The sequence below is a fragment of the Variovorax sp. OAS795 genome (genome assembly GCF_040546685.1).
Lineage (GTDB): Bacteria > Pseudomonadota > Gammaproteobacteria > Burkholderiales > Burkholderiaceae_C > Variovorax.
In genome coordinates, this window is sequence record NZ_JBEPOH010000001.1 from 3,948,356 (window position 1) to 3,961,741 (window position 13,386).

The window sequence follows — 13,386 nt, forward strand, 5'->3', positions numbered from 1 at the left end:
AGAACAGTATGCGTATCTACGTAGCAGGTCATCGCGGCATGGTGGGCCAGTCGTTGATGAAGCGTTTGCGGGGCCTCGGGCACGAGGTCGTCACGCGCAGCCACGAGGAACTCGATCTGCTGGACCAGGAGGCGGTCCGCCGGTTCTTCGCCACCGAGCACATCGACCAGGTCTACCTGGCCGCGGCCAAGGTCGGCGGCATCCACGCCAACATGACCTATCCGGCGGAGTTCATCTACCAGAACCTCCTGATCGCCGCCAACGTCACGCACCAGGCGTTCCTTGCGAACGTCAAGCGTCTGCTGTTCCTCGGCTCCAGCTGCATCTACCCGCGGCTTGCCGACCAGCCCATTCACGAACAAGCGCTGCTCGCCGGCAAGCTCGAGCCGACGAACGAGCCCTATGCGATCGCCAAGATCGCCGGCATCAAGCTCTGCGAGAGCTACAACCGGCAGTACGGCGCCTCCCACGGCATCGACTACCGCAGCGTGATGCCCTGCAACCTGTACGGCCCGGGCGACAACTACCACATCGAGAACAGCCATGTGGTGCCGGCACTGATCCGGCGCTTCCATGCCGCCAAGATGGAAGGCGCGCCCGAAGTGCTGATCTGGGGCACCGGCCGCGCGCGTCGCGAATTCCTGTACGTCGACGACATGACCGATGGCTGCCTGCTGGTGATGGGCCTCACGCGGGCCGAGTACGAGCAGCACACCACGCCCATGTGCGCCCACATCAACCTGGGCATGGGCGAAGACCAGTCGATTGCCGAACTGGCGGAGCTGGTCCGCGAGGTGGTCGGCTATCGCGGCCGGATCCGCTTCGACACCTCTCAGCCCGACGGCGCGCCGAGAAAGCTGCTCGACGTGTCGTGCGCCGCAAGCCTCGGATGGCGCGCCACGGTGCCGCTGGCCGAAGGCCTTCGCCGCACCTATGCCGACTACCAGGAAGCGCTGCGGCCCGTCCAGGAGATCGCGCACGCCTGAGGCGCACGCCCTTCTTTTTCACAGAACCACGACTTGCAAGGCACGCCATGAGAACACTCTGCTTCTGGTTCGGCATCGCGGCTGCGTTCCTGTGCGGCTGGGCCGATCCCGCCTGGGGCTACGCTGTCCTGTGCGTGCTGTCGCTCGTTCAGCTGGCGATGCTGCGTGCGCCGGGCGCCAGCGTGTTCCTGCTGCTGCACTACACCACCGTCCTCACCTACTTCTCGCTGGCGCCGGCGATACAGATCGCCCAGGACGTCTACTTCTGGGACACGGGTGTCGTGAGCGCACCGGCGCACGCACAGGCGCTGGCGCTCCTGCTGCTCTACATGGCGGGCGTGGAACTCGCCCGGCTCGGCATGCCCGAGGCGCCGGCGCCTTCGTTCCCCGCGCGGTCCGCCGCACCCCAGCCGCGGGCCCCCAGCGCAGCGGGTCCGGTGCTGCTGTTGCTGGGCGGCCTTCTTGCGGCTTTCGGGGCACTGCTCATCCGCCCCGACCTGAACTTCGTCGCGCGCGGCGAGCTGGGCAACGAAGAGGCCCTTCCGATCGACTTCATCGTCTTCTCGACGATGCCGAAGATGGTCGTGCTGATGTGCTTCGTGGCACTCGCCATCCATGCATTGCGCCGCCGCACGGTCTGGGCTTGGGGCGCCGCGGGCGTGGCGCTGGCGATGTCCGCCATTGCGGCGAACCCCGTCAACACGCCGCGCCAGATCCTCTTGATCGGCCTGCTGCCGCTCCTGATCCATCTGCTGGGCCGCGGCCGGCGCTGGACACTGGCACTGGTGCTCTTCGGCACCATCGCGGCCCTGGGCCCGGTGATCAACCTGGTGTCGCGCGGGAGCTTCTGGGGCGAATCGCTCGCCACCTTTCCGTACAGCCAGGACTTCGATGCGATGTTCATCGTGGCGGGCATCCTGGAGCGCGCGCCCGACCCCGATCTCGGATTCGGACGCTACCTGCTGTCGGCTTTCTCCTTCTTCCTGCCGCGCGACCTGAAGCTGTATCCGGAATTCGATCCGCTCGGATGGCCGTCCATCCTGGGCAACTTTGCGCAGGCCAACCTGTCGCTGCCGCCCTTCACCACGGCGTACTTCGACTTCGGGCTGGCGGGCCCCGTGCTGCTCGGCCTCCTGGTATCGGCAGGCGCCCGCTACCTGGACAGGCTCATCGATCCGCGCGGTGCGGTGTCGGGCAGCTATCTGTGCGCACTGGTGCTGCTGGCCGCCTATGTGCCGTTCATGCGGGGCCCGATCCTGGGCTGGGGACCCTTTGCGGCATCGGGGCTCATCGCGGCGGCGTTCGCCGGGATCCTGAGTTCGCGCTTCCGCCGGCCCCGCCCTGCCCCACGGCCGTACGTCCCTCGCACGATCTGAGATCGCCATGTACAAGTACCTGTTCTACGACACGATCCGGCTCAACAGCGGCGCAGGCGGCGTGCTGAACGTGTCCGACCTGCTGCTGCGAAGAATGCGCCTGTGCAAGGGCGACCGCATCCAACCGGTCAGCGAACTGCATCCGCGCATCTTCGCCGCGGCGCGCCGCCTCCGGGCCAGCCGGTTCCTGGTGGAGATCCTGCTCTACAACTACCACCGGCTGCGGGCGCTGGTCACCGGCGAGCAGGTGTTTTCGCTGTTCCCCAACTACTTCCTGCCGTTCACGCCGTTCGGACGGCACCGTGATTCGATCGTGATCGTCCACGATCTGCAGTACAAGGCCTACCCCGAGTATTTCAGCCGCGCCAAACGCCTGTGGCTCGACTGGTGCCTGCGCCGCGCCGCGCGCAGCCAGGCCGACGTGGTCTTCATCAGCCGCAGCAGCCAGCAGGATTTCGAGCGGTATTTCAGGCACTGCGAGCACGCCACGGTCATCTTCAATCCGGTGGATGCCACGCGCGCGCCCGCTCCCGCGGCAAGCGGCGCCACGGCGTCCGCCCTGCCGGCCGATGCGAAGGGCGCCCCGGACCGCTACCTGATCGCGTCCTACCACTACTACCCGCACAAGAACTTCATCGGCACGCTCAAGCTCTTCGAGCGCATGAAGCGCGCGGGCCTCGTCGACTGGCTGGACATCACGGGCAACGGCGCGGCCGAAGTCCAGCGAATGGCCGATGCCATGGGACCCGAGATCAGCCGCTGCGTGCGGCACCGCGGCCTGGTGTCGCGCAAGGAACTCACGCAGCTGTACTGCGGCGCGGCAGCCTTCATCTCGCTGTCCGCGTTCGAGGGCTTCAACCTCTCGGCCGCCGAGGCCGCCACGCTCGGCGTGCCGCTCCTGCTGTCGGACATCCCGGTGCACCGGGAGCTGTTCGGCGGCTATGCATTCCTCGTGGGCGGAGATGCCTGCGACCTGGGCGAACTGTCGCGCTACCTGGCCGAGCATCGCGAGACCCGGCCAGCCTGGCTGCATGCCGAGGCCTGCGCACCCGGCACGGTGGCCAGGCGCTATCTCACCCTCAAGCGCGAGGCCGTCTCGCTGGCCGGAGCCGTGCAATGAAGCGGTGCGTGCGCACTCTTTGCCGGCTGCTCGCGGCATGGCTGCTCCCGTGCGTGGCTTCGGTGGCATCGGCCACGACCCCGGGCTTCGGCGTGATGGTGCACTACCTGCCCGACAAGCATTCGATCGCCGACGTTGCCCGGTTCGACGTCGAGGGCTTCGCGGATTCGCTGGCCCAGATGCGGGCGTCCCACCTCATCCTCACGCTCGGGCAGAACAACGGCCAGTACATCGCACCCAATGCGGCGCTCGAGAAGCTCTGTCCGCAAAGCGCCGCGAACCGGCCGCCGCGCGACCTGCCGCTCGAGATCGGCCGTGCGCTGCAGGCCCGCGGCATCGCCCTGGTGCTCTACCTGCCGTTCCGGGCCCCGCAGTCCGACGCCTACCTGATGGATTGCCTGGGCGACATCTCGGAGCAGCAGCCGCCGCCCGCCGCCTTCGTCGGCCGGTGGGCCGCGGTGATCCGCGACTGGTCGGAGCGCTACGGCACGCTCGCCGCCGGCTGGTGGTTCGACGGGGTCTACAACACCCGGGGCATGTCGGCGGAAGGCTGGAACGCGCTGTGCAGCGCCGCCCGCAGCGGCAATGGAAAACGCTGGCTGGCCTTCAATTCCGGCGAAGGCCCCGATCGCTTCGCCGCCAAGGCCGCACCATGCCAGAACCTCATGGCCGGCGAGTTCATGCAGCCACCGGCCAGGCCCGCCGCGACATCCGGCATGCAGGCCGGACTGACCTTCCATGTGCTGACGCCGCTCGGCGAGTCGTGGGGCCAGCCGACATCACCGCGCTTCACGGCGGACCAGGTGCGCAGCTGGATCGCCGAGGCGAACGCGCGCGGCGGCCTGTTCACGCTCGACCTCCCGCTGGACGCCGGCTTCCGCTTTCTCCCCTCCCACTTGGCGCTGATCCGCAGCGCCACCGCCCCCCGCGCCCGACCCGTGGCATCGAACGCCCATCACCAGCCATGACCATGAACAACGCCCCTGTCTTCATCGTGGTGGAAGACCGCCAGAACAAGACGCTTCTGCTGTGCCGGGAATCCGCGGCGCGGGCAGAGGAATCCCTCATCGTGCTGTCGGGCACCGACGCCGGCCCCGCCTACGAGCGCCTGTGCAGCAGCTATGTGCACCTGTCGAGCAACACGCCGGAGTTCGAGAAGATCTGCTTTCGACGCTACTTCCTCCTGGCACAGCACCTCAAGGCCCATCCGGACCTGCAGGAGTTCGTGCTCATCGACAGCGACGTGCTGCTGTTCCGCGGCGTCGGCGCGCACATCCGCCGCGTCGCCGGCAAGGCCGATTTCTCGGGCTCGCTCATGCACCCGGAGGACGGCTGGGATCCGTGCCAGATCTCGCCGCACGTGAGCTACTGGACCTCGGCGGGCCTGCAGAGCTTCATCGCCTTCGTGCTCAACACCTACGCAACGCCCGCCGGACGCCGGAAGCTGCGCGCCATCGCGGCCCGGTTCGCCAGCCGGGGCGAGCGCGGCGGCGTGTCCGACATGACGCTGCTTCATCTGTGGGCGCAGGCGAGCGGCAATACGGCGCCCATCAACCGGATCTTCGGCGGCCGCGTCATCGACCACAACATCAACGGCGGGCGCAACCTGATGGGCCACGAGTTCCAGGTGCGGGGCGGTGCCAAGCGCATCGAGATCGTCGACGGACAGCCCTGCCTGGTCACGCCCGGCGGCGAGCTGGTGGGCGCGATGGCCCTGCACTTCCAGGGCGGCGCGAAGATCGCGATGCCGCACGTGCTGCACGGCCGCGTGCGCACGGTGGCCATGGTCACGTACGTCCTGCATCTGGCGCGCCGCGCCAAGAACTGGGCCTTCGGCCGCGGCCTGATCGCGCAGCGCGCACCGGGCGGCGGCCGGCTCGCGGACGCTTCGGCGCCCAAGTGACGCCCCGCTGACCGCCACCGACGCACGGCCATGAATCCGCTTCACCGCACTTTCGGCCTTGCCGGCGCGCGCACCCTGCAGCTTCGCGGCTTGGGCGCGCTGGCTTCGCGGCTCTATGTCTACCTGTCGGGATTTCTTGCTGTCTTCCTGATGGCCGCGTACGTCTCGCCGGCCGATTTTGGCCAGTACTCGATCTACCAGTCGGTGCTGGAAGTGGCACTGGTGGTGGGCACACTGGGCAGCGCGCTGCTGTTCTCGCGCCATGCGGCCAGCGTTCCGCCCGGCGTGCGCCGCGGCGACGTGGTTCGCACGCTGGCCATCGGGCTTCCGTTGGCCACGCTGCTGGTGGCCGCCATCCTGACGCTGCAGCGAACGGCCGTGGCCGACCTGCCCTTTGTGCTGGTCGTGGCAACGCTCGCGGTGTTCGCGTTCGTCAGCCTGCGCCTTTCGTACAGCCGCGGCCTTGGCTACGCGGGCCTGCTCAACCTCGAAGCGGGCATCCGCTCGACCATCCTGGTACTGGGGGTCGCGGGACTCTCCCTGCTCGGGCTCGAGCTGCACGTCACGCACCTGCTGCTCATCAACCTGCTGGCCTTGCTGGTGGTGGCTGCGGCCTGCATGCACACGGGCTGGGCCGCCGGACCGCCGCGCGGCGGTCCGGCGCTCGGCCTCGCATCGCAGGGCAGCGCGACGGTCTATGCGATCCTGATGTTCCTTTTGCGCAAGTCGGACCTGCTGGTCGTGGCGTTCTTCATGCCGCTGGGCTACGTGGGGGCGTTCAAGATCGCCTTCCTGCTGGCGGAAGCCCCGTCGCAGTTCGTGCAGGCCTTTCTCTACACCAAGACGCGGGCAATGCTGGGCTCCGATGCCAGCAACTTCGACGATTCGCAGCTGCAGCTGGCGAAGCATTCGTTCCTGCTGGGCTGCGTTCTCTTCGCAGGGCTTGCGGTGGTGATCACGGTCGCGGCGCCGCTCTTGAAGGTGGGCCGCGAAGCACTCGAGATCTTCCTGTGCATCGCGCCCTACTTCCTTGTGCGCACCTACACGGTCCACCACGAGATGCTGCTCGCACTCAAGACGCCGATGAGCACCCTGGGGTACTGGGCGCTGGCCGAGGTGGCGCTGCGGCTCGTGTCCTACGGCGTCGTTGTCTCCGTCGTTCCGGACAAGCCGCACTACGTGTTCTTCATTGCGGCCTTCTCCGAGCTCCTTCTCTACGAGGTGCGGATGCATGCGTTGCTCGGCTTCTTTCCGCTCGTGCGGCTGATTCGCGGTTCCTCCACAAAGCAGTCATGAAAATTCTTCTGTATTCCATGAACTTCACGCCGGAGCTGGTGGGCATCGGAAAGTATTCGGGCGAGATGGCGCAGTGGCTGCATGCCAAGGGCCACGATGTCCGCGTGATCGCGTCACCGCCGTTCTTTCCGCACTGGGCGCCATTCGAAGGGCATTCGGCCTGGGCCTACCGCAAGACGGTGTACGACGGCATCACGGTCTGGCGCGCACCCACGTGGGTGCCGGCACGGCCGCGTGCACTCGCGCGCATGGCCCACCTCTTCTCCTTCATGCTGTCGAGCATGCCGCTGCTGTTCGCGCAGATGCGCTGGCGGCCGGACCTCGTCTTCGTGGTGGAGCCGCCGCTGTTCTGCGCACCGACCGTGCTCTTCTTCTCGCGCATGCTGGGCATCAAGTCGTGGCTGCACATCCAGGACTACGAGGTCGACGCCGCCTTCGGCCTCGGCCTGGTGCGCGGCACGCGGGTGCGCCGCTTCGCGCTGTCCGTCGAACGCTGGCTGCTGAGCCGCTTCAACCGCGTCTCGACCATCTCCGCCGCCATGCTGGACAAGGCCAGGGACAAGGGCATCGACGAAACGCGGCTGGTGCTGCTGCCCAACTGGGTGGACGTGCGCTCGATCTACCCGCAAGCGGCCGGCACTGCGGAAGCAGCCGCGCCGGTGAACGGCTACCGCACCATGCTGGGCATTCCGCCCGATGACGTGGTGGTGCTCTATGCGGGCAGCCTGGGCAACAAGCAGGGCATCGAGCTGCTGGCCGATGCGGCGCGGCAACTGGCCGCGGCCGGACACATCCACTTCGTCCTGTGCGGCAACGGGCCGAGCCGCGAGCCGCTGAAGGCCGCCTGTGCCAACCTGGACCGTGTGCATTTTCTCGATCTGCAACCAGCCGAGCGGCTCAACGAATTGCTCGGCATGGCCGACATCCACGTGCTGCCGCAGCGCGCCGACGCGGCCGACCTGGTGATGCCGTCGAAGCTGGGCGGCATGCTCGCGAGCGGCAAGGCGGTGATCGTCACGGCCCACGAGGGCACCGAGCTGAGCAACGTGGTGGCCGGGCGCGGCCTCGTGGTCGCCCCGGGCGACGCGGATGCGCTGTCGGATGCCATCGCGCGGCTCGCCGCGTCCCGCCCGCAACGCGAAGCCATGGGCGCGGCCGGCCGCTCCTTCGCAGAAACGCAGCTGGACCGCAACGCCATCCTGCTGCGCCTGGAGAAGGAACTGCTGCGCTGTGTCGCCGACTGAAAGCGCACCTTCACTCCATCCCCAACGACCCACCCGCGAAACCGCAAAGCACTGCAAACCTCCCACCACTGCAACCTGGGTATTCCACATGTCCGACACCACCTCGAATTCTTCCGGCGTTTCGGATTTCGGCCGCGCGCCAGAACGCCGCACGAACTATTCGCCGGGCGTCTGCCCGCCCGCCGAGCCGCTGTGGCCGCACTTCCTCACAGGCCAGGAAGATGCGCCGGTGCGCGTGCTGCTGGTCGACGACGACGAGTTCATGCGGCGCGTGATCGCGCAGGAACTGCTGTCCGACATGCGCATCCAGCTGGAAGGCCAGGCCGGCAGCGTACGCGACGGCCGGCGCCTCCTCGCGACCCACGAGTTCGACGTGCTGATGGTCGACCTGCGGCTGGGCGACGGGTCGGGTTTCGACCTCATCCGCGAGGCGCGCAAGCTGCAGCGCCACTGCGAAATCATCGTGATCTCGGCACTGGAGGACGACGCCCACGTGATCCACGCGCTGGAACTCGGCGCCACCGGCTACCTGCTCAAGCATGCCTGGCTCCAGAGCTTCGCCCAGGCCGTTCTGCAGGTGGTCAACGGCGGCGCGGCCATCACGCCCAAGCTGGCGCGCCGGCTGCTGTCGCGAATGAACCTGCACAGCGGCGGCGAGCCACCGGCCATGGAGATCCCGGTGCGCGAGGCGACGCTCACGGCGCGCGAGCGAGAGGTGCTGCGCTGCGTGGCGCGCGGCTACGTGTCCAAGGAAATCAGCCTGCGGCTCGGCATCTCGGGCCAGACGGTCAATGCCCACATCAAGAACATCTACAAGAAGCTGCACGTGCATTCGCGCGCCCAGGCGGTGAGCCTGGCCACCCACACGGGGCAGCTCTGACCGAACGCCATCCATCGCATTCAAGACAACAGGAAGGACGGACTCCGTGACCACCCCGACCATCCACCCCGTGGTGCTCTGCGGCGGCAGCGGCACGCGCCTGTGGCCGCTTTCGCGCAAGACCCTGCCCAAGCAGTTCGCGCCGCTGATCGGCGACAAGAGCCTGCTGCAACTGACGCTGGAGCGCCTCGGCAGCCTGAACAGGAACGTCACCTGCATCGCCTCGGAAGACCACCGCTTCCTGGTGCGCGAGGCGGTGGAGAAGGCCGGCGCCACGGGCCGGCAGATCCTGGAGCCGGTGGCGCGCAACACGGCCGCCGCCATTGCCGCGGCCGCGCTGCTCGCCGGCCGCGACGACCTGCTGCTGTTCGCGCCCGCCGACCATCACATTCCCGACACCGCGCTGTTCGCGCAGACGGTGCGCGGCGGCATCGAGGCGGCGCTGGCCGGGCAGATCGTCACCTTCGGCGTCTCGCCCACGTTCGCCAGCACGGCCTATGGCTACATCGAGGCGGGCGCGCTCTCGGCCGACGGCCGCAGCCGGGCCGTGGTGCGCTTCGTCGAGAAGCCGGCCGCGGACGTGGCCGAATCGCTGATCCTGCACGGCGGCTACTGCTGGAACGCAGGCATCTTCCTGGCCAGGGCCAGCGTGCTCATTGCGGCCCTGCGCGCGCACGCGCCCGACATCCTGGAGGCGTGCGAGCGCGCCACCGCCGCCGCTTCGAGTGACGGCAGCTTCGACCGGCTCGACCGCGAAGCCTTCGAAGCCTGCCGCAGCGACAGCATCGACTACGCCGTGCTCGAGAAGCACCGTGACATCGCGGTCGTCAAGTTCGACGGCAACTGGAGCGATGTCGGCAGCTGGAACGCGGTGGCCGCGCTGCATCCGGCGGACGACGCCGGCAACCGGCTGAGCGGCAAGGCCAGCACGCTGGGGGCAAGGAACACCTTCATCCATGCGCCGCACCGGCCGGTGGTGGCGCTGGGCACCGACAACCTGATCATCGTGGACACGCCCGACGCCGTGCTGGTGGCCAGCGCCGATTGCGCCCAGCAGGTCGGTGAGGTGGTGCGCATGCTCACGCGCAACGGCCACGCCGAGGCGACGCAGCACAGGCGCGTGGTGCGGCCCTGGGGGGCGTACGACAGGCTGGACTTCGGTGACCGCTTCCAGGTGAAGCGGCTCACCGTCCTTCCCGGCGCCAAGCTGTCGCTGCAGATGCACCATCACCGCGCCGAGCACTGGATCGTGGTGCAGGGCACGGCCAAGGCCACCTGCGACGGCCAGGTCTCGCTGGTGCGGGAGAACGAATCCATCTACCTGCCGCTGGGCGCCATCCATCGGCTCGAGAACCCCGGCAAGACGATGCTGGAAGTGATCGAAGTGCAGACCGGCGGCTATCTCGGCGAGGACGACATCGTGCGCTTCGACGACACCTACGGGCGCTGCGCGGCCATCCGCACGCGCAGCGAACCCGAGGCGGTGCCGGGCATGGCCGCTGCGGGACCCGAAGCCATTCCATCGGCAAAGGCGGCGCAGTCGATCGGCATCACGTAGCATCCGCACCATGAGCTACACAGTGAACCTGATCGACTTTCCCGATGCACCGGCCGACGTCATTTCCGCCGCCGAGGCGCGCTTCCGGCGCGAGCTCGACAAGCTGCTGGGCGATGGCGTGAAGCCGGCCTTGAAAGCCTTCGAGAACGCCAGCGAGTCGAGCGCCAACGAACTCACCAAGGAAGAAATCGCCCTGGCGGCGAGCTGGGCCAAGGCCTACGATGCCGCCAAGACCGCAGGCTTTCGCGCGCTGGGCGAAGCCGACGAGGCGTATTTCGAAGTCCGGCTCGACTGAGGGCCGGACACCCGGCGCCAGGCAGACCCTCCATGACGAAGCTCTGGCCTGCCTTGTCGATCGCCGCCGCCCTGCTCTCGGGCTGCGCCGTGCCGCCCGGCACAACCGCCACCGAGCCACCGCCCTCGGCGGCTGCGCGCACGGGCGCCGTGTACTGGCAGTACATGCGATCGACCTCGTACGAGGCACGGCAGCCGGGGCTGGGCATCAGCCATCGCTACGAAAGCCGCGTGGGCTGGGTGGATGTGTATGTGTACGACCTGAAGCAGGGCCAATGGATGCCGGGCGTGGACGACCCGCGCTTCGATGAACACTTCAAGGCCACGGTCGAAGAGGTCCGCCTGGCCGGCGCCAATGTGTACACCAAGGTGGAGGTCGGCCCGGTGAGCGATGTGCGCATCGAGGAACAGACGCTGCGCCGCGTGGGCTTCCGGGTGCAGCAGGCCGGCACCGGAAAGCGCTACGAGTCCTTCACTTACCTCACGGCGCGCAACGGCCGGCTGCTGAAATACCGCATGTCCTTCGCCGCGCCGGCGCCGGCCGATGTCGATGCGATCGCTCGCGAGTTCATTGCGCAGAACCTGCGCAGCGGACCTGACATGCCCAGAGCGTCGCCGCCCTTCCTGAACATCTGAGCCGGGCGCAAATATACTGTACGTTCATACAGTATTTCCTCTAGAATGGCTCGTCTCCAAGAGCAACATTCAAGGCGACACCATGACCACCGCCAGCCCGCCTGCGCCCTCCGCACGCGTCCTGTTTTTGTCCCCGTTGCGGCGTCCGCAACCGCGCCAGCTGGCGGGCCGCATTTCAACCTGGCCCTTTCGCGTGGCTTCCGACAAGGACCGCGACGGCAGCGACATCCGCCTCCAAGCGGCGCGCGTCATTCGCACGACGGCCGATCAATGGTGGCCGCCGTCCGAGTGAGCAGATGAGACAGTTGGCCCGACAAGCTGCGCCAGCTCAAGGCCAAGGCGATCATCGGCCTGAACGACCATCCGAACATTCGGCGCTGCTTCGAGGGCTTCGAGATGGAGAGCCTGGCCATCGACTACACGGTGGGCGGCGGAGCGAATCGGGTCGAGCGGCAGGAGCTGATCATTTGCAGCTGCGGCCGGGAAGCCGAGCCGGCCGGGCTGTTCTGAGGCGCGCCCTGCGCCCGAAAACCGACAAGGGACGTGACAAATTGCCGCTCTAACAATGGTCGCTCGCTGCGGCTGCCAGTGACACGTCTCGCCCCCGCGTACAAGTCTCCATCCCCAACTCTGGAGACTCTCAAAATGATGCGCAAATTCATCGTCGTCGGCGATCCACCGGCCCCGGGCGGAGCGGTGCTGCCCTACAGCGGTCCGATGATGGACGTCTTCGGGCACCGGATCGCGCTGATCGGCGGACGCGCTTACTGCGAAGGCTGCAACAGCGTCGGCATCATCGCCAAGGCCGGGGGCCCCCGAAGAGGCTGGCTTCGCGGGGCCGAAATGGCGCTGGAAGGTGACGTGGTGATCTGTCACTGCCCCGTTCCGCCCCCGCTCGTTGCCACGTTGGTTCACAACACGAGCTTCGATGACATGCTGGCAGGCACTCGCGAGTTCAATGCCAGCTATACCGCCATACCGGGTTGGTTCGCCGGAGACTCGCCGAGCATTGCCGCGAGCAAGAAGGTGGTCGATGAGATGGTGGAGCACCCACCGGAAGCCGAGCAGACCGAAAACATCTGCCCGAACATGACAAACAAGGAGTTCTGCACTTTGATGCTGGACTTGCGCGACAAGGCGGTAGCGGTCATATCGAAAAAGCGTCTTCCAGAACTTGAACGGTGGGGAAAAGCCGATCAAGCCCGAGTTCAAGAATGGTTTGGCGTTGCCGGCCAGTCGATGCGCGAGTACCTTCGAAAAGGCTTGGCTGGCTGCGAACAGGTGCTGCGGGGACTGAACTGCAAGAACTTTGTGCGGCTCACGCCCGACGGCAAGACCTTGAGCTGTATTGTTCCGAGCTATGGCGCGACCACGGTCGCGATGGTGTGCAAGCCTGACACATCAACACATACCATCGCGTTTAACACCTCGTTTTGCCTTCTTCGTGATACCTCGGCCGGTGTCGATTCGAAGTTGTCTACTCTCATTCATGAGGTGACGCACTTTGACGATACTTTCGGCAGTTTCGATTCAATTTACTACCTCCGCGAATCCCGCAAAGCAGTTCAGGAGGACCGGGCCAAAGTGAAAACCAACGCTGACAACATTGCCGGCTACGTCATTTGGGATGAGGTGTTTTATGCGTAGAACTCTGGCGGCGCTCACACTGTTCGCTGTGTACGGAAGTTCGTCAGCGTGCCAAATCATCGTGCAAACAACTTTGACGTTCGCGGACGGATCGGCTGATTTGGATCGTTCTCAAATCATCAAGCTGGCGGAGTGGATCGACCACGCGAATTCGCAGTTTTCGAGGTACAAGGATGCCTATGTCGAGGCTGGCGCTTCCGCGAAAACATCGGTTGACGCAAGGCAACTGGCCAGAAAGCGGGCTGATACCACTGCGCGTGCGCTCAAGGCGCTTCTTCCGTTCGATCTTCCTGTTGAGACAACGTCTCAGGGCTATCGCGAAAAGCGGGTCGCACTTGACGGCGGAAGCGACTACGCCACGATTCAGATAAATCCCGATTTCAAGGCACTGAACGTGCCAGATTGCAATCCTGTTCCGATTCCTGGCGTCAAGCGCTGAGAACGCT

Annotated in this window: 14 protein-coding genes; all 14 read left to right on the forward strand. The window is 66.7% G+C overall.

Features of this window, described 5'->3' with window-relative positions; all coding sequences use genetic code 11:
* The first annotated feature begins 8 nt into the window (after positions 1 to 8).
* Positions 9 to 986, forward strand: coding sequence for a GDP-L-fucose synthase family protein (locus tag ABID97_RS19130; RefSeq protein WP_354400020.1), 978 nt, complete (start codon positions 9 to 11; stop codon positions 984 to 986).
* 47 nt (positions 987 to 1,033) lie between these two features.
* Positions 1,034 to 2,362 carry a hypothetical protein gene (locus ABID97_RS19135; protein WP_354400021.1) on the forward strand — a complete coding sequence of 443 codons (1,329 nt, stop codon included), beginning with the start codon at positions 1,034 to 1,036 and terminating at the stop codon, positions 2,360 to 2,362.
* 7 nt (positions 2,363 to 2,369) lie between these two features.
* Positions 2,370 to 3,482 carry a glycosyltransferase gene (locus tag ABID97_RS19140; protein ID WP_354400022.1) on the forward strand — a complete coding sequence of 371 codons (1,113 nt, stop codon included), beginning with the start codon at positions 2,370 to 2,372 and terminating at the stop codon, positions 3,480 to 3,482.
* An 8-nt stretch (positions 3,483 to 3,490) separates the two neighbouring features.
* Positions 3,491 to 4,450 carry a hypothetical protein gene (locus ABID97_RS19145; protein WP_354400024.1) on the forward strand — a complete coding sequence of 320 codons (960 nt, stop codon included), beginning with the start codon at positions 3,491 to 3,493 and terminating at the stop codon, positions 4,448 to 4,450.
* A gap of 2 nt (positions 4,451 to 4,452) precedes the next feature.
* Positions 4,453 to 5,385, forward strand: a complete 933-nt coding sequence (locus ABID97_RS19150) for a hypothetical protein (RefSeq protein WP_354400025.1) — start codon at positions 4,453 to 4,455, stop codon at positions 5,383 to 5,385.
* Positions 5,386 to 5,415: 30 nt separating this feature from the next.
* Positions 5,416 to 6,681, forward strand: coding sequence for a lipopolysaccharide biosynthesis protein (locus ABID97_RS19155; RefSeq protein WP_354400027.1), 1,266 nt, complete (start codon positions 5,416 to 5,418; stop codon positions 6,679 to 6,681).
* Positions 6,678 to 7,925: a glycosyltransferase WbuB gene (locus ABID97_RS19160; protein WP_354400028.1), complete on the forward strand. Its 1,248-nt coding sequence runs from the start codon at positions 6,678 to 6,680 to the stop codon at positions 7,923 to 7,925. Before ABID97_RS19155 ends, ABID97_RS19160 begins: the two co-directional genes overlap by 4 nt.
* 88 nt (positions 7,926 to 8,013) lie before the next feature.
* Positions 8,014 to 8,805: a LuxR C-terminal-related transcriptional regulator gene (locus tag ABID97_RS19165; RefSeq protein ID WP_354400029.1), complete on the forward strand. Its 792-nt coding sequence runs from the start codon at positions 8,014 to 8,016 to the stop codon at positions 8,803 to 8,805.
* Between the two features lie 46 nt (positions 8,806 to 8,851).
* The gene (locus ABID97_RS19170; RefSeq protein ID WP_354400030.1) at positions 8,852 to 10,363 is read left to right on the forward strand and encodes a mannose-1-phosphate guanylyltransferase/mannose-6-phosphate isomerase; all 1,512 of its coding nucleotides are present in this window, start codon (positions 8,852 to 8,854) and stop codon (positions 10,361 to 10,363) included.
* A 10-nt stretch (positions 10,364 to 10,373) separates the two neighbouring features.
* Positions 10,374 to 10,658, forward strand: a complete 285-nt coding sequence (locus ABID97_RS19175; RefSeq protein ID WP_354400031.1) for a hypothetical protein — start codon at positions 10,374 to 10,376, stop codon at positions 10,656 to 10,658.
* 32 nt (positions 10,659 to 10,690) lie between these two features.
* Entirely contained in the window at positions 10,691 to 11,293 is a 603-nt protein-coding gene (locus tag ABID97_RS19180) for a hypothetical protein (protein WP_354400032.1), read from the forward strand.
* An 82-nt stretch (positions 11,294 to 11,375) separates the two neighbouring features.
* Positions 11,376 to 11,585 (forward strand): hypothetical protein, encoded by a 210-nt coding sequence (locus tag ABID97_RS19185; protein WP_354400033.1) that lies wholly within the window; start codon positions 11,376 to 11,378, stop codon positions 11,583 to 11,585.
* A gap of 353 nt (positions 11,586 to 11,938) precedes the next feature.
* Positions 11,939 to 12,940, forward strand: coding sequence for a M35 family metalloendopeptidase (locus ABID97_RS19190; protein ID WP_354400035.1), 1,002 nt, complete (start codon positions 11,939 to 11,941; stop codon positions 12,938 to 12,940).
* Entirely contained in the window at positions 12,933 to 13,379 is a 447-nt protein-coding gene (locus ABID97_RS19195; protein ID WP_354400037.1) for a hypothetical protein, read from the forward strand. Before ABID97_RS19190 ends, ABID97_RS19195 begins: the two co-directional genes overlap by 8 nt.
* Positions 13,380 to 13,386 lie beyond the last annotated feature (7 nt).